Annotated in this window: 24 protein-coding genes; 17 read left to right on the plus strand and 7 right to left on the minus strand. The window is 71.9% G+C overall.

Annotated elements, in window-relative coordinates:
* Positions 1 to 115 precede the first annotated feature (115 nt).
* Positions 116 to 2,848, minus strand: a complete 2,733-nt coding sequence (gene aceE / locus ABZ312_RS35480; RefSeq protein WP_500322094.1) for a pyruvate dehydrogenase (acetyl-transferring), homodimeric type — start codon at positions 2,846 to 2,848, stop codon at positions 116 to 118.
* 406 nt (positions 2,849 to 3,254) lie between these two features.
* Between aceE and ABZ312_RS35485 the strand changes: the two genes are divergently transcribed.
* From ABZ312_RS35485 to ABZ312_RS35510, 6 genes are all read left to right on the plus strand, one after another.
* Positions 3,255 to 3,695 (plus strand): DUF3052 domain-containing protein, encoded by a 441-nt coding sequence (locus ABZ312_RS35485; protein ID WP_026250565.1) that lies wholly within the window; start codon positions 3,255 to 3,257, stop codon positions 3,693 to 3,695.
* A 139-nt stretch (positions 3,696 to 3,834) separates the two neighbouring features.
* On the plus strand, positions 3,835 to 4,293 hold the full coding sequence (locus ABZ312_RS35490) for a peroxiredoxin (protein WP_500322096.1): 459 nt from the start codon (positions 3,835 to 3,837) through the stop codon (positions 4,291 to 4,293).
* Positions 4,294 to 4,366: 73 nt separating this feature from the next.
* Positions 4,367 to 4,942: a TerD family protein gene (locus tag ABZ312_RS35495; protein ID WP_326576404.1), complete on the plus strand. Its 576-nt coding sequence runs from the start codon at positions 4,367 to 4,369 to the stop codon at positions 4,940 to 4,942.
* 62 nt (positions 4,943 to 5,004) lie between these two features.
* Positions 5,005 to 5,580, plus strand: a complete 576-nt coding sequence (locus tag ABZ312_RS35500; RefSeq protein WP_500322098.1) for a TerD family protein — start codon at positions 5,005 to 5,007, stop codon at positions 5,578 to 5,580.
* A 16-nt stretch (positions 5,581 to 5,596) separates the two neighbouring features.
* Positions 5,597 to 6,739, plus strand: coding sequence for a DUF475 domain-containing protein (locus ABZ312_RS35505; protein ID WP_500322100.1), 1,143 nt, complete (start codon positions 5,597 to 5,599; stop codon positions 6,737 to 6,739).
* Positions 6,740 to 6,821: 82 nt separating this feature from the next.
* Positions 6,822 to 7,553: a TerD family protein gene (locus ABZ312_RS35510; RefSeq protein ID WP_500322102.1), complete on the plus strand. Its 732-nt coding sequence runs from the start codon at positions 6,822 to 6,824 to the stop codon at positions 7,551 to 7,553.
* Between the two features lie 25 nt (positions 7,554 to 7,578).
* Here the strand turns inward: ABZ312_RS35510 and ABZ312_RS35515 are convergent, their stop codons facing one another.
* Positions 7,579 to 8,499: a TerD family protein gene (locus ABZ312_RS35515; protein ID WP_500358895.1), complete on the minus strand. Its 921-nt coding sequence runs from the start codon at positions 8,497 to 8,499 to the stop codon at positions 7,579 to 7,581.
* Between the two features lie 228 nt (positions 8,500 to 8,727).
* Between ABZ312_RS35515 and ABZ312_RS35520 the strand changes: the two genes are divergently transcribed.
* From ABZ312_RS35520 to ABZ312_RS35530, 3 genes are read left to right on the plus strand one after another with little or no spacing between them, the layout of a single operon-like run.
* Positions 8,728 to 9,894 carry an HpcH/HpaI aldolase/citrate lyase family protein gene (locus ABZ312_RS35520; RefSeq protein WP_499511682.1) on the plus strand — a complete coding sequence of 389 codons (1,167 nt, stop codon included), beginning with the start codon at positions 8,728 to 8,730 and terminating at the stop codon, positions 9,892 to 9,894.
* 29 nt (positions 9,895 to 9,923) lie between these two features.
* Complete coding sequence (locus ABZ312_RS35525; protein ID WP_500322105.1) at positions 9,924 to 12,347, plus strand: phosphoribosyltransferase; 2,424 nt, start codon at positions 9,924 to 9,926, stop codon at positions 12,345 to 12,347.
* A complete protein-coding gene (locus ABZ312_RS35530; protein ID WP_500322106.1) occupies positions 12,344 to 13,171 on the plus strand; it encodes an HAD family hydrolase in 828 nt (275 codons plus the stop codon). Before ABZ312_RS35525 ends, ABZ312_RS35530 begins: the two co-directional genes overlap by 4 nt.
* On the opposite strand, the gene ABZ312_RS35535 is transcribed toward ABZ312_RS35530, so the two are convergent.
* Positions 13,152 to 13,796 (minus strand): nucleoside/nucleotide kinase family protein, encoded by a 645-nt coding sequence (locus tag ABZ312_RS35535; protein WP_500322107.1) that lies wholly within the window; start codon positions 13,794 to 13,796, stop codon positions 13,152 to 13,154. The two genes, ABZ312_RS35530 and ABZ312_RS35535, sit on opposite strands and share 20 nt — an antisense overlap.
* A gap of 22 nt (positions 13,797 to 13,818) precedes the next feature.
* Between ABZ312_RS35535 and ABZ312_RS35540 the strand changes: the two genes are divergently transcribed.
* The 4 genes from ABZ312_RS35540 to ABZ312_RS35555 all read left to right on the plus strand — a co-directional run bounded on the left by ABZ312_RS35540 (position 13,819) and on the right by ABZ312_RS35555 (position 16,011).
* Positions 13,819 to 14,478, plus strand: coding sequence for an O-methyltransferase (locus ABZ312_RS35540; RefSeq protein WP_500322108.1), 660 nt, complete (start codon positions 13,819 to 13,821; stop codon positions 14,476 to 14,478).
* A gap of 20 nt (positions 14,479 to 14,498) precedes the next feature.
* The gene (locus ABZ312_RS35545; RefSeq protein WP_499511677.1) at positions 14,499 to 14,723 is read left to right on the plus strand and encodes an FmdB family zinc ribbon protein; all 225 of its coding nucleotides are present in this window, start codon (positions 14,499 to 14,501) and stop codon (positions 14,721 to 14,723) included.
* Positions 14,724 to 14,787: 64 nt separating this feature from the next.
* Entirely contained in the window at positions 14,788 to 15,252 is a 465-nt protein-coding gene (locus ABZ312_RS35550; protein ID WP_500322110.1) for a hypothetical protein, read from the plus strand.
* Between the two features lie 540 nt (positions 15,253 to 15,792).
* Positions 15,793 to 16,011 carry a hypothetical protein gene (locus tag ABZ312_RS35555; RefSeq protein ID WP_500322111.1) on the plus strand — a complete coding sequence of 73 codons (219 nt, stop codon included), beginning with the start codon at positions 15,793 to 15,795 and terminating at the stop codon, positions 16,009 to 16,011.
* Positions 16,012 to 16,048: 37 nt separating this feature from the next.
* Here the strand turns inward: ABZ312_RS35555 and ABZ312_RS35560 are convergent, their stop codons facing one another.
* The 3 genes from ABZ312_RS35560 to ABZ312_RS35570 all read right to left on the minus strand — a co-directional run bounded on the left by ABZ312_RS35560 (position 16,049) and on the right by ABZ312_RS35570 (position 19,780).
* The gene (locus ABZ312_RS35560) at positions 16,049 to 17,290 is read right to left on the minus strand and encodes a hypothetical protein (protein ID WP_499511675.1); all 1,242 of its coding nucleotides are present in this window, start codon (positions 17,288 to 17,290) and stop codon (positions 16,049 to 16,051) included.
* 90 nt (positions 17,291 to 17,380) lie between these two features.
* Positions 17,381 to 18,148: a DUF4097 family beta strand repeat-containing protein gene (locus ABZ312_RS35565; protein WP_500322113.1), complete on the minus strand. Its 768-nt coding sequence runs from the start codon at positions 18,146 to 18,148 to the stop codon at positions 17,381 to 17,383.
* Positions 18,149 to 18,358: 210 nt separating this feature from the next.
* Positions 18,359 to 19,780 carry a family 2B encapsulin nanocompartment shell protein gene (locus ABZ312_RS35570; protein ID WP_500322115.1) on the minus strand — a complete coding sequence of 474 codons (1,422 nt, stop codon included), beginning with the start codon at positions 19,778 to 19,780 and terminating at the stop codon, positions 18,359 to 18,361.
* A gap of 521 nt (positions 19,781 to 20,301) precedes the next feature.
* Between ABZ312_RS35570 and ABZ312_RS35575 the strand changes: the two genes are divergently transcribed.
* Entirely contained in the window at positions 20,302 to 20,970 is a 669-nt protein-coding gene (locus tag ABZ312_RS35575; RefSeq protein WP_500439506.1) for a DedA family protein, read from the plus strand.
* Between the two features lie 120 nt (positions 20,971 to 21,090).
* The gene (locus ABZ312_RS35580) at positions 21,091 to 21,780 is read left to right on the plus strand and encodes a hypothetical protein (protein WP_500322119.1); all 690 of its coding nucleotides are present in this window, start codon (positions 21,091 to 21,093) and stop codon (positions 21,778 to 21,780) included.
* 40 nt (positions 21,781 to 21,820) lie between these two features.
* Here ABZ312_RS35580 and ABZ312_RS35585 read toward each other — a convergent pair whose 3' ends face one another.
* Complete coding sequence (locus ABZ312_RS35585) at positions 21,821 to 22,102, minus strand: DUF2087 domain-containing protein (protein WP_500359953.1); 282 nt, start codon at positions 22,100 to 22,102, stop codon at positions 21,821 to 21,823.
* A gap of 83 nt (positions 22,103 to 22,185) precedes the next feature.
* Here ABZ312_RS35585 and ABZ312_RS35590 point away from each other — a divergent pair, with 83 nt between their 5' ends.
* Together ABZ312_RS35590 and ABZ312_RS35595 are read left to right on the plus strand one after the other, a co-directional pair.
* Positions 22,186 to 22,515, plus strand: coding sequence for an antibiotic biosynthesis monooxygenase family protein (locus ABZ312_RS35590; protein WP_500322123.1), 330 nt, complete (start codon positions 22,186 to 22,188; stop codon positions 22,513 to 22,515).
* Positions 22,516 to 22,606: 91 nt separating this feature from the next.
* On the plus strand, positions 22,607 to 23,113 hold the full coding sequence (locus tag ABZ312_RS35595; protein WP_499511667.1) for a hypothetical protein: 507 nt from the start codon (positions 22,607 to 22,609) through the stop codon (positions 23,111 to 23,113).
* The last annotated feature ends 16 nt before the right edge of the window (positions 23,114 to 23,129 follow it).

Consider the following 23,129-nt stretch of genomic DNA (forward strand, 5'->3'; position numbering starts at 1 on the left):
CACCGGCGGCATCAGGTGCGCGGCATCGCCGACCAGCGTGACGTCCGGCGTCGACGGCCAGGTCAGGCCGACCGGGAGGGTGCTCGACGGGGGCCCCTGGCCTTTGACGACGGCGTTACGCGTCGCCGCCCGCGGCGCCGGGGTCGGCGGCGGCGACGTCGAGCAGCTGGTAGCGGTCGATCGCCTGCTTCAGCACGGAGCGGTCGATCTTCCCCTCCTTGACGAGCTCGGTGAGCACGCCGAGGACCACCGACTGGGCGTCGATGTGGAAGAACCGGCGCGCCGCGCCACGGGTGTCGGCGAAGCCGAAGCCGTCGGCACCGAGGGACTGCCAGGTGCCCGGCACCCAGCGGGAGATCTGGTCCGGGACGGCCCGCATCCAGTCCGAGACGGCCACGAACGGGCCCTCGGAGCCGCTGAGCTTCTGCGTCACGTACGGGACGCGCTGCTCCTCCTCGGGGTGGAGCAGGTTGTGCTCCTCGGCCTCGACGGCGTCGCGCCGCAGCTCGTTCCACGAGGTCGCGGACCACACGTCGGCCCGGACGTTCCACTCCTCGGCGAGGATCTTCTGGGCCTCCAGCGCCCACGGCACGGCCACGCCGGACGCCAGGATCTGCGCCGGGATCGCCCCGGCCTCGGCGGTCCGGTACCTGTACAGGCCCTTGAGGATGCCCTCGGTGTCCACGCCCTCCGGCTCGGCCGGCTGGACGATCGGCTCGTTGTAGACGGTGAGGTAGTAGAAGACGTCCTCGTTGGCCTCGCCGTACATGCGGCGCAGACCGTCCCTGACGATGTGCGCGATCTCGAAGCCGAACGCCGGGTCGTACGCGACGACGGCCGGGTTGGTCGAGGCCAGCAGGTGCGAGTGGCCGTCGGCGTGCTGCAGGCCCTCACCGGTGAGGGTGGTGCGGCCCGCCGTGGCACCGAGCACGAAGCCGCGCGCCAGCTGGTCGGCCATCTGCCAGAACTGGTCGCCGGTGCGCTGGAAGCCGAACATCGAGTAGAAGACGTAGACCGGGATCAGCGGCTCGCCGTGCGTGGCGTAGGAGGAGCCGGCGGCGATCAGCGAGGCGGTGCAGCCCGCCTCGGAGATGCCGTCGTGCAGCATCTGACCAGTCGGGGACTCCTTGTACGCCAGCAGCAGCTCGCGGTCGACGGACTCGTACGTCTGGCCCAGCGGGTTGTAGATCTTGGCCGACGGGAAGAGCGAGTCCATGCCGAAGGTGCGGTACTCGTCGGGGGCGATCGGCACGAAGCGCTTGCCGATCTCCTTGTCCCGCATGAGGTCCTTCAGCAGCCGGACGAAGGCCATCGTGGTGGCGATCGTCTGCTGGCCGGAGCCCTTGCGGGTGCCCGCGTAGGCCTTGTCGTCCGGCAGTGCCAGCGGCTTGGCGCGCACGACGCGGGTCGGGACGTAGCCGCCCAGGCCCTTGCGCCGGTCGTGCATGTACTGGATCTCCTCCGAGTTCCGGCCCGGGTGGTAGTACGGCGGGGCGCCGGACTCCAGCTCCTTGTCGGAGATCGGCAGGTGCAGCCGGTCGCGGAAGCGCTTGAGGTCGTCGACCGTCAGCTTCTTCATCTGGTGGGTCGCGTTGCGGCCCTCGAAGTTCGGGCCGAGTGTCCAGCCCTTGACGGTCTGGGCCAGGATCACGGTCGGCTGGCCCTTGTGCTCGCGGGCCGCCTTGTACGCCGCGTAGATCTTGCGGTGGTCGTGGCCGCCGCGGCCCAGGTGCAGGACCTGGTCGTCGGTGAGGCCCTCGACCATCTTGCGCAGCCGGTGGTCGTCACCGAAGAAGTGGTCGCGGATGTACGAGCCGGTCTCGGTGGCGTAGGTCTGGAACTGGCCGTCGGGCGTGGTGTTGAGCTTGTTCACCAGCACGCCGTCGCGGTCCTGCGCGAGCAGCGGGTCCCAGGTGCGGTCCCAGATCAGCTTGATGACGTTCCAGCCGGCGCCGCGGAACTGCGACTCCAGCTCCTGGATGATCTTGCCGTTGCCGCGCACCGGGCCGTCGAGCCGCTGCAGGTTGCAGTTGACGACGAAGGTCAGGTTGTCCAGGCCCTCACGGGCGGCCAGGGACAGCTGGCCGAGCGACTCCGGCTCGTCCATCTCGCCGTCGCCGAGGAAGGCCCACACGTGCGACTGCTCGGTGTCGGCGATGCCGCGCGCCTGCAGGTAACGGTTCATCCGGGCCTGGTAGATCGCCCCCAGCGGGCCGAGGCCCATGGAGACGGTCGGGAACTCCCAGAAGTCCGGCATGAGCCGCGGGTGCGGGTAGCTCGACAGGCCGTACGGCGCCTTGGACTTCTCCTGGCGGAACGCGTCGAGCTGGGTCTCGGAGAGCCGGTCCAGCAGGAAGGCACGGGCGTACACGCCGGGGGAGGCGTGGCCCTGGAAGAAGATCTGGTCCCCTCCCTTGCCGTCGTCCTTGCCCCGGAAGAAGTGGTTGAAGCCCACGTCGTACAGAGAGGCGGAGGAAGCGAAGGTGGCGATGTGCCCGCCGACGCCGATACCCGGACGCTGCGCCCGGGACACCATGACCGCCGCGTTCCAGCGGGTCGCGTTCAGGATGCGCCGCTCGATGTCCTCGTTGCCGGGGAAGAACGGTTCGTCCTTGGTCGCGATGGTGTTCACGTAATCCGTGCTGCGCATCTCGGGCACGGCAACCCGCCGCTCGCGGGCTCGCTCGATCAGGCGGAGCATGAGGTAGCGGGCGCGCTCGCGTCCGCGCTCGTCGATGGCGGCGTCAAGCGAGTCGAGCCATTCCGCCGTCTCCTCGGGATCGAAATCCGGGACCTGGCTGGGAAGGCCGCCAATGATGATCGGGTTGCGATCTGATCCGGAAGCCACGCTATTCCTTCGCTTCTAGGGTCTTGCTCTGCTGGGTCGCGCCGCCTCCATCGTGTACCGCGCGTTCGGGATACGTCATCTCTACTGAGTGGTAACCACCACTAAGTGAGACAGACCCCTCTTCCAGACCCTCTTGAGGCTCTCGCATGGCTGTCCGGTGGCCGTACGACCAAACCGCAACTCTACGCCCACTCGGACGTACGACCGACCGCAACCCCGATTCGGGAGAAATGCTGGCATAGTGGAGTGAGCCACGTCACCCCTCACGGTTCGGGTTGCGGTGACACGTCAACGTTTGGGCGGGATGGGCGGCTGGGTACTTGCGCGATCCGCCGCGCCCGTGTGGACTACCGCCCATAACCCCGCACAGGAGCGGGAAGACAACCCCCATGACAGGAGGCAGAGCGTGAGCGCGACCGCGGGCCACGCGGAGGAGCAAACCAACCCGGCGAGCCGGCTTGGTTTTGAGCCCGGACAGGTGGTCCAGGAGCTCGGCTACGACGATGACGTCGATCACGAGCTCCGTGAGGGTATTGAGGGGATCACGGGCGAAGAGCTCGCGGACGAGGAGTACGACGACGTCGCCGACGGCGTCATCCTCTGGTTCCGTGATGATGACGGCGATCTGACCGACGCCCTGGTCGACGCCACGTCCGCCATCGATGAGGGCGCCCAGATCTGGCTCATGACCCCGAAGACCGGCCGTGACGGGCACGTCGAGCCGAGTGACATCGGAGAGGCCGCGCAGACCGCCGGCCTGGCTCAGACCAGCAGTGTCAACGTCTCCAAGGACTGGACCGCCAGTCGACTGGTGACCCCCAAGACGGCGAAGGCCGGCAAGCGCTGAGGCGTTCCTGACCGGCACCGCGCCCCCGTGACCGAGCGTCGCGGGGGCGCCTCGCATTGCCCCGGCGCGGCGGTGCGAGACTGGCCGCGGGGCCCCGCGCCGCGGGTCCCGTCACCGTCACCGGAGAGGTGTGTCCACCATGGCGCTCGCCGTAGGCGAAAAGGCCCCCGACTTCGAGCTGCGGGACCAGCACGGCCGGACCGTGCGGCTGTCCGACTTCCAGGGCTCCAGGAACGTCGTCCTGCTCTTCTTCCCCTTCGCCTTCACCGGGGTCTGCACGGGCGAGCTGTGCGCGCTCCGCGACGAGCTGCCGGCCTTCCAGAACGACGAGGTCCAGTTGCTCGCGGTCTCCAACGACTCGATGCACACCCAGCGCGTCTTCGCCGAGCAGGAGGGCCTGGAGTACCCGCTGCTGTCCGACTTCTGGCCGCACGGCGAGGTCTCCCGGGCTTACGGCGTCTTCGCCGAGGACAAGGGCTGCGCGGTGCGCGGCACCTTCGTCATCGACAAGGAGGGCGTGGTCCGTTGGACCGTCGTCAACGGCCTGCCGGACGCCCGCGACCTGAACGAGTACGTCAAGGCGCTCGAAGCCCTGTAGTCCTGGGGAACCGGGTACTAACCTCAGGGCGTTGATCCTGATACGAGCAGCACGCGATGACATGGGAGGACCCGTGGGAGTCAGCCTCAGCAAGGGTGGCAACGTATCGCTGACGAAGGAGGCCCCCAACCTCACGGCCGTCATCGTCGGCCTCGGATGGGACGCCCGCACCACCACGGGCTCGGACTTCGACCTCGACGCCAGCGCCCTGCTCACGGGCACCGAGGGCAAGGTCCTCTCCGACGAGCACTTCGTCTTCTTCAACAACCTCAGGAGCCCCGACGGCTCCGTGGAGCACACCGGTGACAACATCACCGGTGAGGGCGAGGGGGACGACGAGCAGATCAAGGTGAACCTGGCCGGCGTGCCGGCCGAGGTCGCCAAGATCGTCTTCCCGGTGTCGATCTACGACGCCGAGACCCGTCAGCAGTCCTTCGGCCAGGTGCGCAACGCGTTCATCCGCGTCGTCAACCAGGCCGACGACAGGGAACTGGCCCGCTACGACCTCACCGAGGACGCCTCGACCGAGACGGCGATGGTCTTCGGAGAGCTGTACCGGCACGGTGCGGAATGGAAGTTCCGGGCCATCGGCCAGGGTTACGCGTCCGGCCTGCGCGGCATCGCGCAGGACTTCGGCGTCAACGTCTGATTCGCCGGGGCCTCGCGGTCCGCGTCCGGCGGACCGCGAGCCCCGCGGGGGAGGAGAACAGCATGGGCGTGACGCTCGCCAAGGGGGGCAACGTCTCCCTCACCAAGGCCGCACCCAATCTGACCAACGTGCTGATCGGGCTCGGCTGGGACGCGCGCTCCACCACAGGGGCGCCCTTCGACCTGGACGCCAGCGCGCTGCTGTGCGCCTCGGGCCGGGTGCTCGGCGACGAGTACTTCGTCTTCTACAACAACCTCAAGAGCCCGGAGGGCTCGGTCGAGCACACCGGCGACAACCTGACCGGTGACGGCGACGGCGACGACGAGGTCCTGCTGGTGGACCTGTCGGCCGTGCCCGAGCGGGTCGACAAGATCGTCTTCCCGGTCTCCATCTACGACGCCGACGCCCGCGGCCAGACGTTCGGCCAGGTCAGCAACGCCTTCATCCGGGTGGTCAACCAGACCGACCAGAGCGAACTGGCACGCTACGACCTCTCCGAGGACGCCTCCAGCGAGACGGCGATGATCTTCGGAGAGCTGTACCGGTACGGCGGCGAATGGAAGTTCCGAGCCGTTGGCCAGGGGTATGCATCAGGCCTCCGGGGCATCGCCCTAGACTTTGGGGTCAACGTTTCGTAAAGGGATTGGATATCCAGTGCTCCTCCGAACTTTCGGCTGGTCGTTCGGTGTCACCGCCGCCGGCCTCGCCCTCGCCGGTTTCCTGTGGGGTGCGGAGGGGCTTGCCCTCGTCGCCATCCTGTCGGTGCTGGAGATCTCGCTCTCCTTCGACAACGCGGTGATCAACGCCGGCATCCTGCGGAAGATGAATGCCTTCTGGCAGAAGATCTTCCTCACCATCGGCATTCTGATCGCCGTCTTCGGCATGCGCCTCGTCTTCCCGATCATCATCGTGTCGATCACGGCGAAGATCGGGCCCATCGAGGCCATCGACCTGGCGATCAACAACAAGGAACAGTACGAGCACCTCGTCACGTCGGCGCACCCGGCGATCGCCGCGTTCGGCGGGATGTTCCTGTTGATGATCTTCCTCGACTTCATCTTCGAGGAGCGTGAGCACACGTGGCTCGCCTGGCTGGAGAAGCCGCTCTCCAAGCTCGGCAAGCTCGACACGCTCTCCGTGGTCGTCGCCCTGGTCGCCCTGCTGATCACCGCCACCACGCTCGCCACGGACGTCTCGCACGGCGGCGGCGACAAGTCCTCCACGGTGCTGCTCGCCGGGATCGGCGGCCTCATCACGTACCTCGTCGTCGGCGGCATCTCGAGCTACTTCGAGGACAAGCTGGAGGACGAGGCCGACGAGGCCGACGAGGAGCTCGAGGAGCGGAGCTCGGGCGGCAAGCCGGCCGGCAGCGGCGCCTCGGCCGTGGGCCTGGCGGGCAAGGCGGCGTTCTTCCTCTTCCTCTACCTGGAGGTCATCGACGCGTCGTTCTCCTTCGACGGCGTCATCGGCGCGTTCGCGATCTCCAACGACATCTTCATCATCGCCCTCGGCCTCGGCATCGGTGCGATGTACATCCGGTCGCTCACCGTGTTCCTGGTCCGCAAGGGCACCCTGGACGACTACGTCTACCTGGAGCACGGCGCGCACTACGCGATCGGCGCGCTGGCGGTCATCCTCCTGGTCACCATCAAGTTCGAGATCAACGAGGTCATCACCGGCCTCATCGGCGTCGTCCTGATCGGCGCCTCCTACTGGTCGTCGGTGGTGCGAAACCGCCGTCTCGGGGAAAGCTCCGAGCAGCGGGACGACAAAGCGGAGGTGACGAGCGGGGTCTGACCCCCGTCTCGTCACGACATTCGGGTCACGCCGCCCCCCGCCGACCGGCGGGGGGCGGCCTGCGTGCAGGGGACGGACGGACATGTGGAACTTCCTGCGGCCGAGCGGCGGCTTCAACGCGCAGTTCGACATGGCGAACGCGCACACCATCGAGCTCACCAGGCGGCACCAGGTCGTCTCGCTGTCCAAGCAGGGCGCGGCCGTCGGCAACCTGCGCATCAACCTGTCCTGGCAGATGCGCACCTCCGACACCGGCGGCTGGAACCAGCGCAGCGGTTCGTGGCTGAGCCGCCAGATGCACCTGTTCAAGCCGGAGCCCGTGCAGGCGGCCGGCCCCGCCATGGTCAACGTCGACCTCGACCTGGCGTGCATGTACGAGCTGGCCGACGGCACCAAGGGCGTCGTCCAGCCGCTCGGCAACTTCCTGGGCGACCTCGACGCCCCGCCGTACATCCAGATGACCGGCGACGACCGCTTCGGCGGCTCCTCCGGCGAGACGCTCTACATCAACCTCGACAAGCACGACGAGTTCAAGCGCATGCTCGTCTTCGTCTACATCTACGACGGCACGCCCGCCTTCGACCGCACCCACGCCAAGGTGGAGATCTTCCCCAGCTCGGGCCCGCGGATCGAGATCCTGCTCGACGAGCGCGAACCGCAGGCCCGCTCGTGCGCCGTGGTGCTCATCGAGAACAAGAAGGGCGACCTGACCGTGCGCCGCGAGGTGAAGTACGTCTACGGCTTCCAGGCCGAGCTCGACCGGCTGTACGGCTGGGGCCTGCAGTGGGGCCGCGGCTACAAGACCAAGGTCTGACCGCGCGGCCCCCTACCGGGCGCGCTCAGCGGCGTTCCTGGAACTGCGGGCCCATCGGCGGCAGCCGGAACCCCTGCATCGGCTGCGGATAGCCGTACGCGGGAGCGGGAGCGGGAGCGGCCGCGGTCGGCGCGGGCTGCTGCGGCGGGTAGCCGTAGGCCGGGGCGGCCACCGTCGGCTGGGGCTCCTGCGGGTAGCCGTACGCCGGGGCGGCCACCGTCGGCTGCGGCTCCTGCGGGTAGCCGTAGGCGGGCGGCGCGGTGGGCTGCGGCGGCACCGGCGCGGGGGCCTGCAGGGTGTACGCCTCGGGCGGCTCGGTGGTCAGGACGGTCGGCGGCACGGGCTGCGGCACCGAGGCCGCCTCGCCCTCCGGCCGCGGCGGCGGTGCCTCGTCGAGGTCGCCCTCCTCGACGGTGATGCCGAACTCGGTGGCGAGCGCCTCCAGCCCCGAGGCGTAGCCCTGCCCCAGCGCGCGGAACTTCCAGCCGCCCGCCCTGCGGTACAGCTCGCCGCAGATCAGCGCCGACTCGTCGCCGGTGTCCGGGACGACGTCGAAGACCGCCAGCGGCTCGGCGTCGGAACCGGCGGCCGTGTCGTAGAGCAGCACCGTCAGGTCGGAGACGAGGGCGAAGGGGCCGCCGTCCGCGGAGGCCGCGACGACCACCCGGTCCACGCCCGCCTCGAGTGCGGCCAGGTCCACCTCGATGGCGTCCGTCAGCCCGGCCGGCTCGCTGCGCTTGGGCAGGTGCCGGGCGGCGCCGCCCGGGTGCCGGGGCTGGTTGTAGAAGATGAAGTCCTCGTCCGAGCGCACCTGGCCGTCCGCACCCAGCAGCAGCGCCGAGGCGTCGACGTCCGGCACACCCGCCCCCGGGCTCCAGCGGAGCACCGCCCGCACCCCCGAGGCCGTCACCGGGATGTTGGAGCCCTTCACCATCGCCTGCGTCATGCGCGTAATCCTGCCCTCCCGGGGGCCGCGCCCACAACGCGGGGCGCACGGCGGGTGCGCCGGCGGGGAAAGATGGGGACAGGGCGACACGTACCGGACCCGAGGGGGTTACCTGATTTTCACGTACGCCGGGAACGTCCGCAGGGGGCTCGCACGTACGATAATCGGCCACGGCGTCGGGGGACGCTTCCCACCTCTCTCCAACCACCACCTGCCACGGGGGAAAGCATGCGCCACTTCGGGCACCTCGCGCCGGACGTACGGAACGAGCTCTTCCACCGGGAGCCCGCCGAGTTCACCGCGGCCTCGTCGGCCGGCACGCTCGCCGTCGCCCTCGGCGCCACCCTCTACTGCCCGGCCACCCGGTCGAGGCTCGCCGACGACGTGCTCAAGCAGGCCGCGCGCGGCGTGGTGTCGATGGTGCTGTGCCTGGAGGACTCCATCGACGACCGGGAGGTCGAGGCCGCGGAGGAGAACCTGGTCCGCCAGTTCGGCGATCTCGCCCACCGGATCCCCGACGGCGACCCCCCGCTGCTCTTCATACGGGTCCGCACCCCCGGCCAGATCACCGACCTCGTGCGCCGGCTCGGCGACGACGTGTCCCTGCTCTCCGGATTCGTGCTCCCCAAGTTCACCGAGGAGTCCGGGGTCCCCTTCCTGGAGGCCCTCGCCGCCGCCGAGGCGGACTGCGGGCGGCGGCTGTACGCGATGCCGGTCCTGGAGTCCCCGCAGCTGCTCCACCTGGAGACCCGCACCGAGACGCTGTACGGCATCTCCCGGACCGTCGACAAGTACCGCGACCGCGTGCTCGCGCTGCGGCTCGGCGTCACCGACTTCTGCTCCGCCTACGGGTTGCGCCGCTCGCCCGACATGACCGCCTACGACGTCCGCATCGTCGCCTCGATCATCGCCGACGTGGTCAACGTCCTCGGGCGCGCCGACGGCACCGGCTTCACCATCACCGGACCGGTCTGGGAGTACTTCAAGCACTCCGAGCGCATGTTCAAGCCGCTGCTGCGGCAGAGCCCCTTCGTCCCCGAGGCCGTCGACCTGCGCGAGGCCCTCATCCAGCGGGACATGGACGGGCTGCTGCGCGAGATCGAACTGGACCGGACGAACGGCCTGCAGGGCAAGACCTGCATCCACCCCTCGCACGTCCAGCCCGTGCACGCGCTCAGCGTCGTCTCCCACGAGGAGTGGAGCGACGCCGTCGACATACTGCACGAGGACCGCAGCGGCGGGGGCGTGCTGCGCTCGGCCTACACCAACAAGATGAACGAGGTGAAGCCGCACCGCGCCTGGGCCGAGCGCACCGTGCGGCGCGCCGAGGTCTTCGGCGTGGCGCGTGAGGAGATCGGCTTCGTCGAGCTGCTCTCCGCGTGCGTGCCGTCGTGACCGGCAACGAGAGGGAGAGTGCCGAAGGCATGGCAGTGGAGCACGTCTGGTCCGGGCAGTGGGTCGCCGACCGGCTCGGGGTCACCCTGCGGGGGGACGGCCTGAGCGGTCTGCTCGGCCTCGCCCTGCGCCGCAACCCCAAGCGGGCGCACCTGCTCGTCTCCAACGTGCTGGGCAAGCACGTGCCGCAGCGCCCGCACGTCGTCTACGACGCCGGGTACGGCCTCGGGGTGCGCGTGCGGGAGCTGCTGGGCGAGGACGAGGCGGCCCGGGCCGTGGTGCTCGGCTACGCCGAGACCGCGACGGGCCTCGGGCACGCCGTGGCCGACGGCGTCTGCACCGCCCCGTACCTGCACTCCACGCGGCGCCCGGTCGCCGGGACCGAGCCGGTCGGCGGCTTCGAGGAGGAGCACAGCCACGCGACCTCGCACCTGCTGCTGCCCGAGGACGCCGGCCTGCTGGCCGGGGACGGGCCGCTGGTGCTGGTTGACGACGAGTTCTCGACCGGCCGGACGGTGCTCAACACGGTACGGGCGCTGCACACGCGGTATCCGCGCCGCCGGTACGTGGTGGTTGCCCTGGTCGACATGCGGTCGGAGGCCGACCGCGAGCTGCTCGCCGGGTTCGCCGCGGACCTGGGCGCGACCGTCGACGTCGTGGCCCTGGCCTCGGGAACGGTCGTCCTCCCGGACGGGGTGCTGGAGCGCGGCCGGGCACTGGTCGCCGCCCACGGCACCGCGGCGCCGGCCACCGGCCCGGCCGGGGGAGCGGCACCCCACCGGGTGCACCTCGACTGGCCCGCCGGGCTCCCCGACGGCGGGCGGCACGGCTTCACACCGGCGCACCGTGCGCGGCTGGAGGCGGCGCTGCCCGCGATGGCGGCACGCCTGGCGGAGGCCCTGCGCTTCTCAGGCGACGGCACGGCACCGCGCGTCCTCGTGCTCGGCAACGAGGAGCTCATGTACGCCCCGCTGCGGCTGGCCCAGGGACTGCAGGACACCCTGCCCGCCGCGGAGGTGCGGTTCTCCACGACGACGCGTTCCCCGGTCCTGGCCGTGGACGACCCGGGGTACGCGATACGCACCCGGATCACCTTCCCCGACCACGACGACCCGGCGGACGGCCCCGGCGAGCGCTACGCGTACAACGTGGCGGGCGCGGGCTTCGACGCGATCGTCGCCGTCGTGGACAGCGCGGGCGACACGCCCGCCCTGCACGCCCCCGGAGGGCTGCTCGCGCAGCTCGCCGGACACACCGAAAGGCTCCTGCTGGCCGTGGTCCCCTCGTACGATCCCCGCCCGCCCGCCCCGACGCTCCCGGAGCCGCTGCGCGGTCCCGCGTTCGGCTCGTACGCGCCCGACGAGGTCGGCTGGCTGCTGAAGGACCTCTCCGACGTCGAGCTGGAGGCGCCGACCGAGGAGCGCGAGGAGGCGATCCAGAGCGGCGGGGCGCACTACGCGGAGTCGCTGCCCGTGGAGTACCAGCCCAGCGCGGAGTACCAGGAGCTGTTCCGGACCGCGCTGGCGGAATCTGCGGGCCGGATCGCCCGCGCCGTCGGCGCCGTCACCGAACTGGTGCTCGCCGAACGCGGGCCGGAGGCCGTGCTGGTGTCGCTGGCCCGCGCGGGCACCCCGGTCGGCGTGCTGATGCGCCGCTGGGCCCGGCACGCGCACGGCCTGGACCTGCCGCACTACGCCGTGTCCATCGTCCGCGGCCGGGGCATCGACACCACCGCCCTGCGCTGGCTGGCGGAGCACCACGACCCCGCGCGGGCGGTGTTCGTGGACGGCTGGACGGGCAAGGGCGCCATCACCCGCGAACTGGCCGACGCGGTGGCCCCGTACGGGGGCTTCGACCCGGAGATCGCGGTGCTCGCCGACCCCGGGTCGTGCGTCCGCACCTTCGGCACCCGCGACGACTTCCTCATCCCGTCCGCGTGCCTGAACTCCACGGTCTCCGGTCTGGTGTCGCGCACCGTGCTGCGCGCCGACCTGATCGGCCCGGACGAGTTCCACGGCGCGAAGTTCTACCGCGAGCTGGCCGGCTCGGACGTCTCCGGCCTCTTCCTGGACGCGATCACGGCACGCTTCGCCGCCGTGGCCGACGACGTCGCCGCGGACGTCAAGGAGCTGCAGTCCGCCGACCGTGCTCCCACCTGGGAGGGCTGGGCCGCGGTCGAGCGGATCAGCGAGGAGTACGGCATCGGGGACGTCAACCTGGTCAAGCCCGGCGTCGGCGAGACGACCCGGGTGCTGCTGCGCCGCGTGCCGTGGCGGGTGCTCGCCCGGCGCGGCGCGGGACAGGACCTGGCGCACATCCGGCTGCTCGCCGAGCAGCGCGGCGTCCCGGTGGAGGAGGTGGACGACCTGCCCTACTCGTGCGTCGGGCTGATCCACCCGCGCTTCACCCGGGGCGCGACCGGCACGGACGGCAAGGCGGTGGAGGCCAAGTGAAGCAGCGCCCGGAGATCGTGAAGTCCCTCGTCGCGAGCGACCTGGACCGCACCCTCATCTACTCGCCGTCGGCCCTGGCCCTGTCCGTGGCCGACGAGGAGGCGCCGCGGCTGCTCTGCGTCGAGGTGCACGAGGGCCGGCCGCTGTCGTTCATGACCGAAGCCGCCGCCGTGCTGATCCAGCGGCTCGCGGCCGCCGCCGAGTTCGTCCCGGCGACGACCCGCACCCGCAAGCAGTACCGGCGCATCAACCTCCCCGGCCCGGTGCCCCGGTACGCGATCTGTGCCAACGGCGGGCACATCCTGGTCAAGGGCCACACCGACCACGACTGGAACGCCGAGATGCGCCGCCGCCTCGCCGAGGGGTGCGCGCCGCTCGAGGAGGTCCGCGAGTTCATGGCGCGCACCGCCGACGAGTCCTGGCTGCGCAAGGAGCGCGTCGCCGAGGACCTGTTCGTGTACCTGGTCGTGGAGCGGTCGCTGCTGCCCGAGCGCTGGGTGAAGGACCTCGCCGAGTGGGCCGAGGAGCGCGGCTGGACCGTCTCGCTGCAGGGCCGCAAGATCTACGCCGTGCCCAAGCCGCTCACCAAGTCCGCGGCCCTGGCCGAGGTCGTCCGCCGCACCGGCGCCGACCACGTGCTCGCCGCGGGCGACTCCCTCCTCGACGCGGAACTGCTGCTCGCCGCCCACACCGGCTGGCGCCCCGGCCACGGCGAACTCGCCGACACCGGCTGGGGCGCGCCCCACGTCGACGCGCTGGCCCTGCCGGGCGTCGCGGCGGGGGAGGAGATCCTGCGCCGGATGCTCAGCGTGGCGCGCCGCTGACCCCGCCGGTCCGCACCACCCGTGTGCACGCGCTGCGCGTCGCCTCGACGCGCAGCGCGTTCGGCCGTTCGCTGGCCTCGATGAAGGCCCGGGCCTCCGCCTCCGTGCGACCGCCCGTCACATGGCGGGCCAGCAAACGGTCCTCACGCACCTCGGGGTCGGCCTCGACGAACCACAGCTCGTCCAGCAGGTCCCTGACCTCGTGCCAGCCGGCGCCGTCGTCGGCCAGGTAGTTCCCCTCCGTCACCACCAGCCGCGTCTGCGGGAGTACGGCGATCCCCGCCGCGACCGGCTCGTCGAGGTCCCGGTCGAAGTCCGGCGCGTAGACGGCGTGGCCCTGCCACGAGCGCAGCCGCCGCAGCAGGTGGACGTAGCCGTCCACGTCGAAGGTCTCCGGCGCGCCCTTGCGGCCGCGCAGCCCGAGCCGGTCCAGTTGGGCGTTGGAGAGGTGGAAGCCGTCCATCGGCACGTACGCCGCCGTACCCGCGCCGAGCCGCGCGTCGACCCCCTCCACCAGCGAACGGGCCAGGGTCGACTTGCCCGCCGCGGGCGCGCCCGCCAACCCCAGGAGCACCCGCCTGCCTGGCATGCTGGGCACCAGGGCGAGGACGTCATCCACGTACATGCCGCCACCTTAAGGAGCAGCCGTGCCCGAGACCAAGAACCCGCAGCTCACGCCCGAACTGTACGCGTATGTCCTCGAGCACAATCCGCCCCTGGACCCGGTCCAGGAGGAACTGGTCGAGATCACGCACACCCGCTTCGGCGACGCGGCGGGCATGCAGTCGGCGCGCGAGCAGGGTCCGCTGCTGGCCTTCCTGGTGCGGCTGACCGGGGCCCGGCAGGTCGTGGAGGTCGGCACCTTCACCGGCTTCTCCGCCCTGTCCATGGCGCAGGCGCTGCCCGCGGACGGGCGCCTGATCGCCTGCGACATCTCCGAGGAGTGGACCGCGGTCGCCCGGGAGGCCTGGGCCAAGGCCGGTGTCGCCGACCGCGTGGACCTGCGGATCGCGCCCGCCCTGGACACGCTGCGGGCACTGCCGCGCGATCCGTGGATCGACCTGGTCTACCTCGACGCCGACAAGGGCAACTACGTCAACTACTGGGAGGAGCTGGTACCGCGGATGCGGCCCGGCGGGATCATCGCCGCCGACAACACGCTCTTCCACGGACGGGTCGTGGACCCGCGCGCCACGGGTGACACGGCGGGGATCCGGGCGTTCAACGACCGCGTCGCGGCCGACGGGCGCGTCGAGGGGCTGCTGCTGACCGTGGCGGACGGCCTGACCCTGGCGCGCAAGCTGTGAGCCGTGGTTAATCTGTGCCCATGCCCCGTTACGAGTACCGCTGCCGCTCCTGCGGCACCACGTTCGAGCTGAGCCGCCCGATGGCGGAGTCCGCCGCGCCGGCGGAGTGCCCCGCCGGGCACGACGACACGGTCAAGCTCCTGTCGACGGTCGCGGTCGGCGGCACCGCCGCCGCCTCCGCGGCGGCCGCCCCCCGTCCGGCCGCGGGCGGCGGGGGCTGCTGCGGCGGGGGCTGCTGCGGCTGACGGGCCGCGGCAGGGCCGGATGACCGATCGCCGGACGGCGCCCCCCGGGCGGGACACTGCCCGGGTGACGCAGCAGCAGGCGGCAGGACGCGTGGTCGACGTCGTGGTGACGTACGACGGCGAACGGCTTGGCGGGTACGGCCCCTTCACCGTCGCGGGCCCCTGGTGGTCCGACGTCACGGACGTCGTGGCACGCCTGGAGGCCCTGCTCGGCGTGCCGGTGGCCGTGCTGCGGCTGGTCGCGGTCGAGGGCGGTGAAGGCGGGCGCGACGGCGCGGTGACGTACCACGCCGAGGCACTGCGCAGGCCGCCCGACGGAGTGCCGCTCGGGCCCGCGGGCCGCGGCGGCGACCGTGTGCTCCCGGGACCGGAGGAGCTGCGGGCCGACTGGGCGACGGCGCCGGGCCTGCGCGAGGCCCTGGCCTGGGCGCACGGCGTGCTGGGCGGTGGCACGGCCGAGCAGGTCAGGACGTGGAACCTCTCCGGGCTGTTCCGCATGACGACCGCGACGGCCGCACGGCCTGGCTGAAGACGACCAGCCCCCGCTTCAACGCCTGCGAGGCCACCGTCATCGGGCTCTTCGCCGCCGCGGACCGGGCGTTCGTCCCCGAGGTCCTGGCGGCGGACACCCCGCGGCGGAGGGGGGTGCTGCTCGGGCACGTGCCCGGCGACGACTGCTGGCGGGCCGCCCCGCAGGTCGCGGCGGCCGCCGCGCGGCGGCTGGCGTCCGCCCAGGCCGCGCTCGCCACGACGACGGCGCCCGCCGGGCTGCCCGACCGCACACCACGGACCCTGGCCGCCCGGGTGCACCGGCTGCTGGACGGCCAGGCCGGCCGGGAACTCACCCCGGCGGAGCGGACCCGGGCCCGCAGGCTCGCCGGGCGACTGCCCGCGCTCGTCGCGGAACTGGACGCCTGCGGGTGCCGTACACCGTCGTGCACGGTGACTTCCACCCGGGGAACTGGCGTTGCGACGGGCGGCGCGTGGTCATGGTGGACTTCGCCGACAGCCACTACGGCCACCCCGTCCTCGACGGCCTGCGACCAAGGGAGTTCCTCGGCCCACGCAGTTGGGAGCCGCCGCCGAGGCCTGGGTCCGGACCTGGTCGGCAGTGCTGCCCGCGGCCGACCCGCGGCGGGCGCTCACGGTGGGCGAGCCGCTGGCGCATCTGCTGTACGCCGTCCGCTACCAGGAGTTCCTGGACAACACCGAACCGAGCGAGCGGGTCTACCACGAGGGCGACCCCGCCGCCGAGATCCGGGCCGCGCTGTCCTGCGCCGAGCGGTAGTGGCGGTGGGTGGGCGCCGGTGGCTCACCGCGTACGGCTAGCGTCCCGAGGCACGGTCCTCGCGGATCGCGGCGACGACCCGGGCCGCCATGTCGCGCACCGCTGCGGTCTCGGTGAGGAAGTGCCACCAGTCGGGGTGCCGGCCCTGCAGTCCGTCGACGGCGCGGTCGAGCCGGGCGACGGCCTCGTCGAGGGGGCGCGCGTGCCGCTGCTCCGGTGTCGTACGGCCCTGCATGGCGAGCCGCTGGGCGTCCCGGACGGCGAACCGGGTCCGCTCGATCTCGCCGTGCGGGTCCTTGCTGACCTCGTTGAGCCGCCGCAGCCGGTCGCCGGCCGCGGACACCGCCGCGTCGGCGTCGTCGAGCAGCGCCCGCACCGTGCCGAGCAGGGCCGTCGCGTCCGGCCAGCGCTGCTCGTCGCGGGCCTTGGCCGCCTCCGAGAGCTTCTGCTCCGCGCGGCCCACGGCCTCCGTCGCCCGCTCCGGCACGTGCTGCAGGTCCTGCCAGCACGCCATGCTGAACCGGCGGCGCAACTCGCTCAGGACCGGATCGACGCCCTCCGTGCGGGTCGCCAGGGCCTGGGTCCGGGTCCGCAGCGACACGATCCGCTTGTCGATCTCACGGGCCCGCTCGGGCAGGCGCTCGGCCTCCGCGCGGATGGCCTCGGCCGTGCGCAGCACCTCGTCGGCGCGCCGGATGGTCTCCTGCACGCCGTGCGTGCCGGCGCCCTGGTTGAGCTTGGTCAGCTCCGGGCCGAGGGCCGCCAGCCGGGCCGCGAGGTCGTCGGCGCGAAGACCCGATGCCCGTACGGCGTCCAGCGCGTTGGACGCGGCGAGCAGGGCCTGGCGGGCCCGTTCGACGGCGGGGGCCAGGCGGGCGAGCTGGGTCTCGGCCTTGTCCAGCAGCGGGCCGAGCCCACGCGCGAAGGCGTCCAGGTCGGTCCTGGCACGGACCAGGTCGTCCTTCGCCTTGGTGAGCTCGGTACGGGCGCGGGCCGCGGTGGCGGCCTCCAACTCGTCGCGGTCCAGGTCGTAGGCGTCGACCGCCGCGATGTAGGCGGCGCTGACCTGGTCGATGCGCTCGCCCAGAGCCCGGAAGTCATCGCTCGCGCGCCGCGCGGCGGGGGAGCTGTCGACGGCGGTGATGGTCTCTATGGAGATCACCAGGTCGCGCTGGGCGGTGTCCAGCTCGTAGAACGCCTCGGCGGCGGCGTCCTTCGCGGCCTGGGCGTCGGCGCGCAGGTTGTCCCCGCGCCGCCACCACGAGCGTGCCGTCGTCACAGTCGCCCTCTCCCGCAGGTCCGCCGCCGGTGGTTGTCCGCTCCAGTCTCCCACCTGGCTGGGACGAATACACGGGCCGGGCGGTTGCGGTCAGCGGCCGGCTTCCGTGACGCTCACCGAGCCGTCGCCCGTACGGACCGTCACGACGTGGCCGCTGGTGTCGTCGCGGGGGACGTCCACGCTGACGTGCCCGTCGCCTGAGCGTGCGGAGACCTTGTAGCTCTGGTGGGGCAGCACGACGCTGACCCGGCCGTCGCCGGTCGTCGCCTCGACGAGGTCGGGCACCTTGTCGAAGGCCAGCTTCACCGAGCCGTCCGAGGTGTGGGCGCTGACCTCGCTGGAGCGGATGCCGCCGGCGTCGATCCGGCCGTCGCCGCTGGAGAGCCGGAGCGGGCCGGTCACGTCCCGGACGACCACCGAGCCGTCGCCCGTGGTGAGCTCCAGCGGGGTGCTGAAGCCGCTCGCCTCCACGCTGCCGTCGCCGTTGACCACCGTCAGGCGGACCCCGCGCGGCACCAGCACCTCCTGACGCACCGAGCAGTCCTGCACGGCGCCCTGGCACTTGGTGCGGAAGGTCAGGGTGTGCCCGTGCATCGACCAGGTGGCCTTCGGCGTGTCGCCGAACACGGCCCAGCCGTCGAACCAGCGGGTGACCTGGATCTCGTCCACGTCGGCCGGTTTCACCACCACCTTGCTGTCGGAGGAGTCGATGGTCAGTTCGTTCCCGTCGAGCGCGAAGCTCTTGCGCTCCGGCTCGCTGTCGTCGGAGGCGTTCGCGCAGGCGGACGCCGTACCGATCAGCGCCACGACGCCCGCGGCGGCGGCGAGGGTCCTCAACGTGCGGGTGCTCTTCGTCATACCCAGGACGCTACGGAGCGTCCGATGTGCCCGGAATCAGGCCGCCCACCGGAAGCGGGGTGGGGAAAACCCCCGCCCCGCCCGGGGGTTCGGCGGGCCGACGGCCGTGCTCGTGGCGGACGGTACGGCCCGGCCGGGGCCGCCCGCCCCGCCACGAGCACGCGCCGCCGCACCCGGAGGCCGTGTGTGCGCCGGCGCCAGGCTCCGGGCCTAGGCTCCGGGACGCGCGATCTCCACGTTCTCCAGAACGCCGAGGGCGTCGGGGACGAGGACGGCCGCCGAATAGTAGGTGCTGACGAGATAGGAGATGATCGCCTTCTCGTCGATCCCCATGAAACGCACCGAGAGGCCCGGCTCGTACTCGTCCGGAATTCCCGTCTGGTGCAGGCCGATCACGCCCTGGTTGTCCTCGCCGGTGCGCATCACCAGGATCGAGGTGGTGTTCTCCCGGGAAATCGGAATCTTGTTGGAGGGGAGGATCGGGATTCCGCGCCAGGACGGCACGTGGTGGCCGTGGAAATCGATGGTGTGCGGTACCAGACCGCGGCTGTTGAATTCCCTTCCGATGGCCGCGATGGCCCGCGGATGGGCCAGCAGGTACTGGGCGTTGCGGCGCCGGCTGATCAGTTCGTCGAGGTCGTCGGGGGTGGGCGGTCCGGAGTGCGTGGTGATGCGCTGCCGGTAGTCGGCGTTGTGCAGCAGCCCGAACTCCCGGTTGTTGAGCAGTTCGTGCTCCTGCCGTTCGCGCAGTGCCTCGACGGTCAGCTTCACCTGCTGCTCGACCTGGTTGTAGGGCTGGTTGTACAGGTCGGCGACGCGGGTGTGGACCTTCAGCACGGTCTGGGCGACGCTCAGTTCGTACTCGCGCGGGGAGAGGTCGTAGTCCACGAAGGTGCCGGGCAGGTCCGGTTCCCCGACGTGGCCCGAGGCCAGTTCGATGGCCTTCTCGCCGTACTTGTTCTGCGCCTGCTGGGTGCCGGTGACGAAGCCCGCCACGTGCTCGCGCAGCCCGTCGGCCTGCTGCATGACGGCCTGGAAGGCCTGGCGCGGCAGGGCCAGCACGGTGACGGCGGTGGCCGCCCTGGCGGTGTAGTCCCAGGTGCTGTCGGGGCCGGCCAGCCCTTCGGAGCCGAAGTGGTCGCCGTCGGCGATGCTGCCGATCACGCCCTGGCCGTCCCACTTGGCCGGGGCCAGCTTGTCGATCCTGCCGTGGGCGACGAGGAAGACGTGGTCGGCCGGCTGCCCGGCGGCCACGAGCGTCTCCCCGGCCGTGAACTCCCGTTGCTCGAACTGCCCGGCGAGCGCGGTCAGCACCGCGTCGTCGGTGAAGCCGCGCAGCAGCGGCAGTTCGCCGAGCTCCGCCGGGATCACCCGGACCTCGGAGCCGGTCTGGACGAAGTCCACCCTTCCGTCGCCCACCGAGTAGCTGAGCCTCCGGTTGACCCGGTAGGCGCCGCCGGCGGCCTCGACCCACGGCAGCACCCGCAGCAGCCACCGCGATGTGATTCCCTGCATCTGCGGCGCGGATTTGGTGGTCGTCGCCAAATTCCGCGCGGCAGCGGTGCCCAGACTCCGCTGAGACTGGCCGTTCCCCGTCGCCGCCTCCGACGCGACACCCGGCTCAACCGTCATGGATGGTCCTTCCCTTGCGGCCCGATGGCCCACGCGCACAAAAGCGTGGATTAGGCAATCAATTCACGGTGAAACGAGGTTCTCGTGCGGTGGTTCCCCCTGCCTTCTGCCGCTTTCCTCTCGGAAGCTACCCACCGGGTGGAGCGCCCTGCACTCACTCATTCGGGTGAGCGTGGCGTCCCGGGCCCGCCGGAGCGGGCCGGACGGTCGTGGACGTACGCATGTGCGAGGGCGGGAGCCGGATGCCGGAGGGCTGAATGCGTGGCATGTCCATGATGCGGACTGAAGGCCGAGCGGAACATCTCGTTCCGGGGACGTTCTGTCGTCCCTCCCGGTTAATCGCGTGCTATTCCCGATCGTCACCATCGAAGATGAGGAAAACGTCACGCGCCCCGAGGAGATCACAGGAGCATGGCTGGCGTACGCTGTACGGCTGAGAGCGGATCGCAGAGGAACCGCTTCTGCGTGATACCGCCTCACACCTCGGTGGCGCCGCGCACTCGCAGGGAGAGGAGGACGCGGTGGTCATCGGAGCAGGTTCCCTGTTCGATTCACCGTGGATCTACGCCCTGGTAGCCGCCTCCATCGTGCTCGACGTCTTCCTGCCGGTGATGCCGAGCGGCGTCCTGCTGATCTCGGCGGCCACGGCCGGCACCGCCGCCGGCGGCAACGACGTCCTCGACGTGCTCGCCCTACTGCTCTGCGCGGCCGTCGCCTCCACCCTGGGCGACCTGGCCGCCTACCGCCTCGCCTGGCGCGGCGGCGAGTGGATCGACCAGCACGTGGCGCACTCCCGCCGGCTCTCCACCGCCCAGGAGATCCTGGGTGCCGTCCTGTCCCGCGGCGGTGGCGCGCTCGTCGTGCTCGCCCGCTTCGCCCCGGCCGGCCGCTCCGTCGTCAGCATCACCGCCGGCGCCGCGCACCGCCGCATCCGCGAGTTCCTGCCCTGGTCGGCGCTGGCCGGCCTGGCCTGGGCCGCGTACAGCGTGGGCCTGGGCTACGCGGGTGGCCAGTGGCTCGGCGCCGGCTGGCTCGGCACCGCCACCTCCGCCGTCGCGCTGGTCGGCTCCGGCTCCCTCGCCGCGTACGTCTTCCGCCGGGAGCGCCGCGCCCAGACGGTCGTCCCGGTGACGCTGCCCGCGCAGACCGCGGCCACGCCCGAGCGGGCCGCCGTCGCCGAGGCCCGCTGAGCCGCATCGGTCCGCACCCCGGGTGGGCGCCGCCGATGGGCGGCCCCGCACGAGCCGTGACAGCATCGGTACGGACAGAAACCGGTCTGGGGGGCCAACGGACGGATCGGAGACCCCCCGATGCGACTCGGACCGCTCACCGGCCTGGCTGCCGTGATCCTCGCCGCTGTCTCCTACGCGCTCCAGGGGGACACCCCGGGGATCGGCAGCTCGGGGGTCGCGGTCAGGGCGTTCTACCTCACCCACGACACACGGCAGGGCGTCGGCCTGTATCTGCTGCTCGTGGCGGGACTCTTCCTGGTCTTCTTCGCCGGCTACCTGCGGCACGTCCTGGCCACGTCCGACCGCACCGGCTGGCTGCCCCAGGTCGCCTTCGCCGGCGGCATCCTGGCCGCCCTCGGCTTCTGGATCAGCGCCGGGCTCACCCTCAGCCTGGTCGAGGCCAGCGACCGGGCCCTGGTCGGCGGCGGCGCCCTCCAGGCGCTCAACGCCCTCGGCAGCGACCTGTTCATGCCCATCCTGGCCGGGATCGGCGTCATGCTGCTCGGGGCGGGACTGGCGATCTCCCGCGGCGACGGCGACCCGCTGCCGCACTGGCTGGGCTGGGTGGCCTTCGTCCTGGGCGTGCTGATGTTCATCCCGTACGCCGGCTTCATCGGCCTCGGGCTGGCCGGGCTGTGGGTCATCGCCGTGTGCGTGATCCTGCTCGCACCGGGGCAGCGGCAGGGCACGCCGGGCGGTCCCGGCGCTGCCGCTCCCGGCCCGGCCGCTCCGGGTCCCGGTCAGCCGCGGGACGACACCGGCCGCTGAGCCCGCTGCGCAGCGGGCTCCGGCCGCGCGGGGCCACGGCTCAGCGCGTCCTGCGGTACGCGGTCCCGTCCGCCGACCGCTCCAGCCAGCCGCCTTCCACCAGGTAGCGGCGGAGGGCCGCGCAGTCGTCGTGCACCGTGCGCAGCGCCTCGTTGACCTCGCGCTCGTGGTAGTCCCGCCCCGGCCGGAAGAGGGTCTCGGTCAGATGCCGCAGCAACTGCTCGCGCCGCGCCACCCGGCGCGGGATGACCGTGAGCCGTCCCTGCGAGAACAGGGCCGACACCGCATGCGCACCGCTCTCGGACACAGCGCACTCCTCCATGCTCGGGACGACAGATTCCGCCGGGCAGCGTGACACGCGGGGCTGACCGGGGGCACGCGAATTTCGGCTGGCACGATAGGGACATGAGCGTCGTCAAGATCAACGTACTGACCGTCCCGGCCGAGCAGCGCGAGGTGCTGGAGAAGCGGTTCGCCTCACGGGCGGGCGCCGTGGAGGGCTCGGACGGCTTCGAGTGGTTCGAGCTGCTGCGCCCGGTCGAGGGCACCGACCAGTACCTCGTCTACACGCGGTGGCGCAGCGAGGAGGACTTCCGCAACTGGATGTCCGGCCCGATGCAGGCCGCGCACCGCGAGGGCGGCGAGGGCGGTGCGGAGCGGCCCAGGCCGGCTGCCAGCGGGTCCACCCTGTGGTCCTTCGAGGTCGTCCAGCAGGCCGCGCCGAAGCAGGCCTGACCCCGCGCGGCGCCCCGTTCCCGCGGGGCGCCGCCCACCGGCCCGGGAAACCGCCTTGCCGTCTGCGATCACCGCGCGTCAGGCTGTGACCATGGACCGGCCGCTGCTCTTCCTCGACGTCGACGGCCCTCTCAACCCGTACGCGGCCAAGCGCACCCGGCGGCCCGAGGGCTACACCACGCTGAGGGTGCCGGCGCCCGGCGTCTCCGCGCGCCCGCTGCGGGTGTGGCTCAACCCCGCGCACGGCGAGGCGCTGCTCGGGCTGGGTTTCGACCTGTGCTGGGCCACCACCTGGATGGCGGAGGCCAACCGCTGGATCGCGCCGGTCATCGGCCTGCCCGAGCTGCCGTACGTCGACTTCGGCGCCGCGCTGTTCGCGCACCGTCCCGACCTCGTGCACTGGAAGACCGAGGCGCTCGTGGCGTACGCCGCCGGCCGCCGTTTCGCCTGGGTCGACGACGAGCAGGGCCCCGCCGACACGGACTGGGTCGCCACCCACCACCCCGGTCCGGCACTCCTGCACCACGTCGACCCGCGTGTCGGCCTGCGCGAGCCCGACTTCACCGCGCTCGCCGCCTTCGCCGCGTCACCGCGGTGACCGTCCCGGTCCCGGC

The organism is Streptomyces sp. NPDC006207 (assembly GCF_040613835.1).
Taxonomy (GTDB): Bacteria; Actinomycetota; Actinomycetes; order Streptomycetales; family Streptomycetaceae; genus Actinacidiphila.

What these genes read in the sequence shown, in the direction of transcription:
- ABZ312_RS35545 (WP_499511677.1), top strand. Translation starts at nt 14,499, where the DNA reads ATGCCCCGTTACGAGTACCGCTGCCGCTCCTGCGGCACCACGTTCGAG.
- ABZ312_RS35565 (WP_500322113.1), bottom strand. Translation starts at nt 18,148, where the DNA reads ATGACGAAGAGCACCCGCACGTTGAGGACCCTCGCCGCCGCCGCGGGC.
- ABZ312_RS35590 (WP_500322123.1), top strand. Translation starts at nt 22,186, where the DNA reads ATGAGCGTCGTCAAGATCAACGTACTGACCGTCCCGGCCGAGCAGCGC.
- ABZ312_RS35520 (WP_499511682.1), top strand. Translation starts at nt 8,728, where the DNA reads ATGCGCCACTTCGGGCACCTCGCGCCGGACGTACGGAACGAGCTCTTC.
- ABZ312_RS35515 (WP_500358895.1), bottom strand. Translation starts at nt 8,499, where the DNA reads ATGACGCAGGCGATGGTGAAGGGCTCCAACATCCCGGTGACGGCCTCG.
- ABZ312_RS35535 (WP_500322107.1), bottom strand. Translation starts at nt 13,796, where the DNA reads ATGTACGTGGATGACGTCCTCGCCCTGGTGCCCAGCATGCCAGGCAGG.
- ABZ312_RS35585 (WP_500359953.1), bottom strand. Translation starts at nt 22,102, where the DNA reads ATGGAGGAGTGCGCTGTGTCCGAGAGCGGTGCGCATGCGGTGTCGGCC.
- ABZ312_RS35510 (WP_500322102.1), top strand. Translation starts at nt 6,822, where the DNA reads ATGTGGAACTTCCTGCGGCCGAGCGGCGGCTTCAACGCGCAGTTCGAC.
- ABZ312_RS35570 (WP_500322115.1), bottom strand. Translation starts at nt 19,780, where the DNA reads ATGACGGTTGAGCCGGGTGTCGCGTCGGAGGCGGCGACGGGGAACGGC.
- ABZ312_RS35500 (WP_500322098.1), top strand. Translation starts at nt 5,005, where the DNA reads ATGGGCGTGACGCTCGCCAAGGGGGGCAACGTCTCCCTCACCAAGGCC.
- ABZ312_RS35525 (WP_500322105.1), top strand. Translation starts at nt 9,924, where the DNA reads ATGGCAGTGGAGCACGTCTGGTCCGGGCAGTGGGTCGCCGACCGGCTC.
- ABZ312_RS35595 (WP_499511667.1), top strand. Translation starts at nt 22,607, where the DNA reads ATGGACCGGCCGCTGCTCTTCCTCGACGTCGACGGCCCTCTCAACCCG.
- ABZ312_RS35490 (WP_500322096.1), top strand. Translation starts at nt 3,835, where the DNA reads ATGGCGCTCGCCGTAGGCGAAAAGGCCCCCGACTTCGAGCTGCGGGAC.
- ABZ312_RS35580 (WP_500322119.1), top strand. Translation starts at nt 21,091, where the DNA reads ATGCGACTCGGACCGCTCACCGGCCTGGCTGCCGTGATCCTCGCCGCT.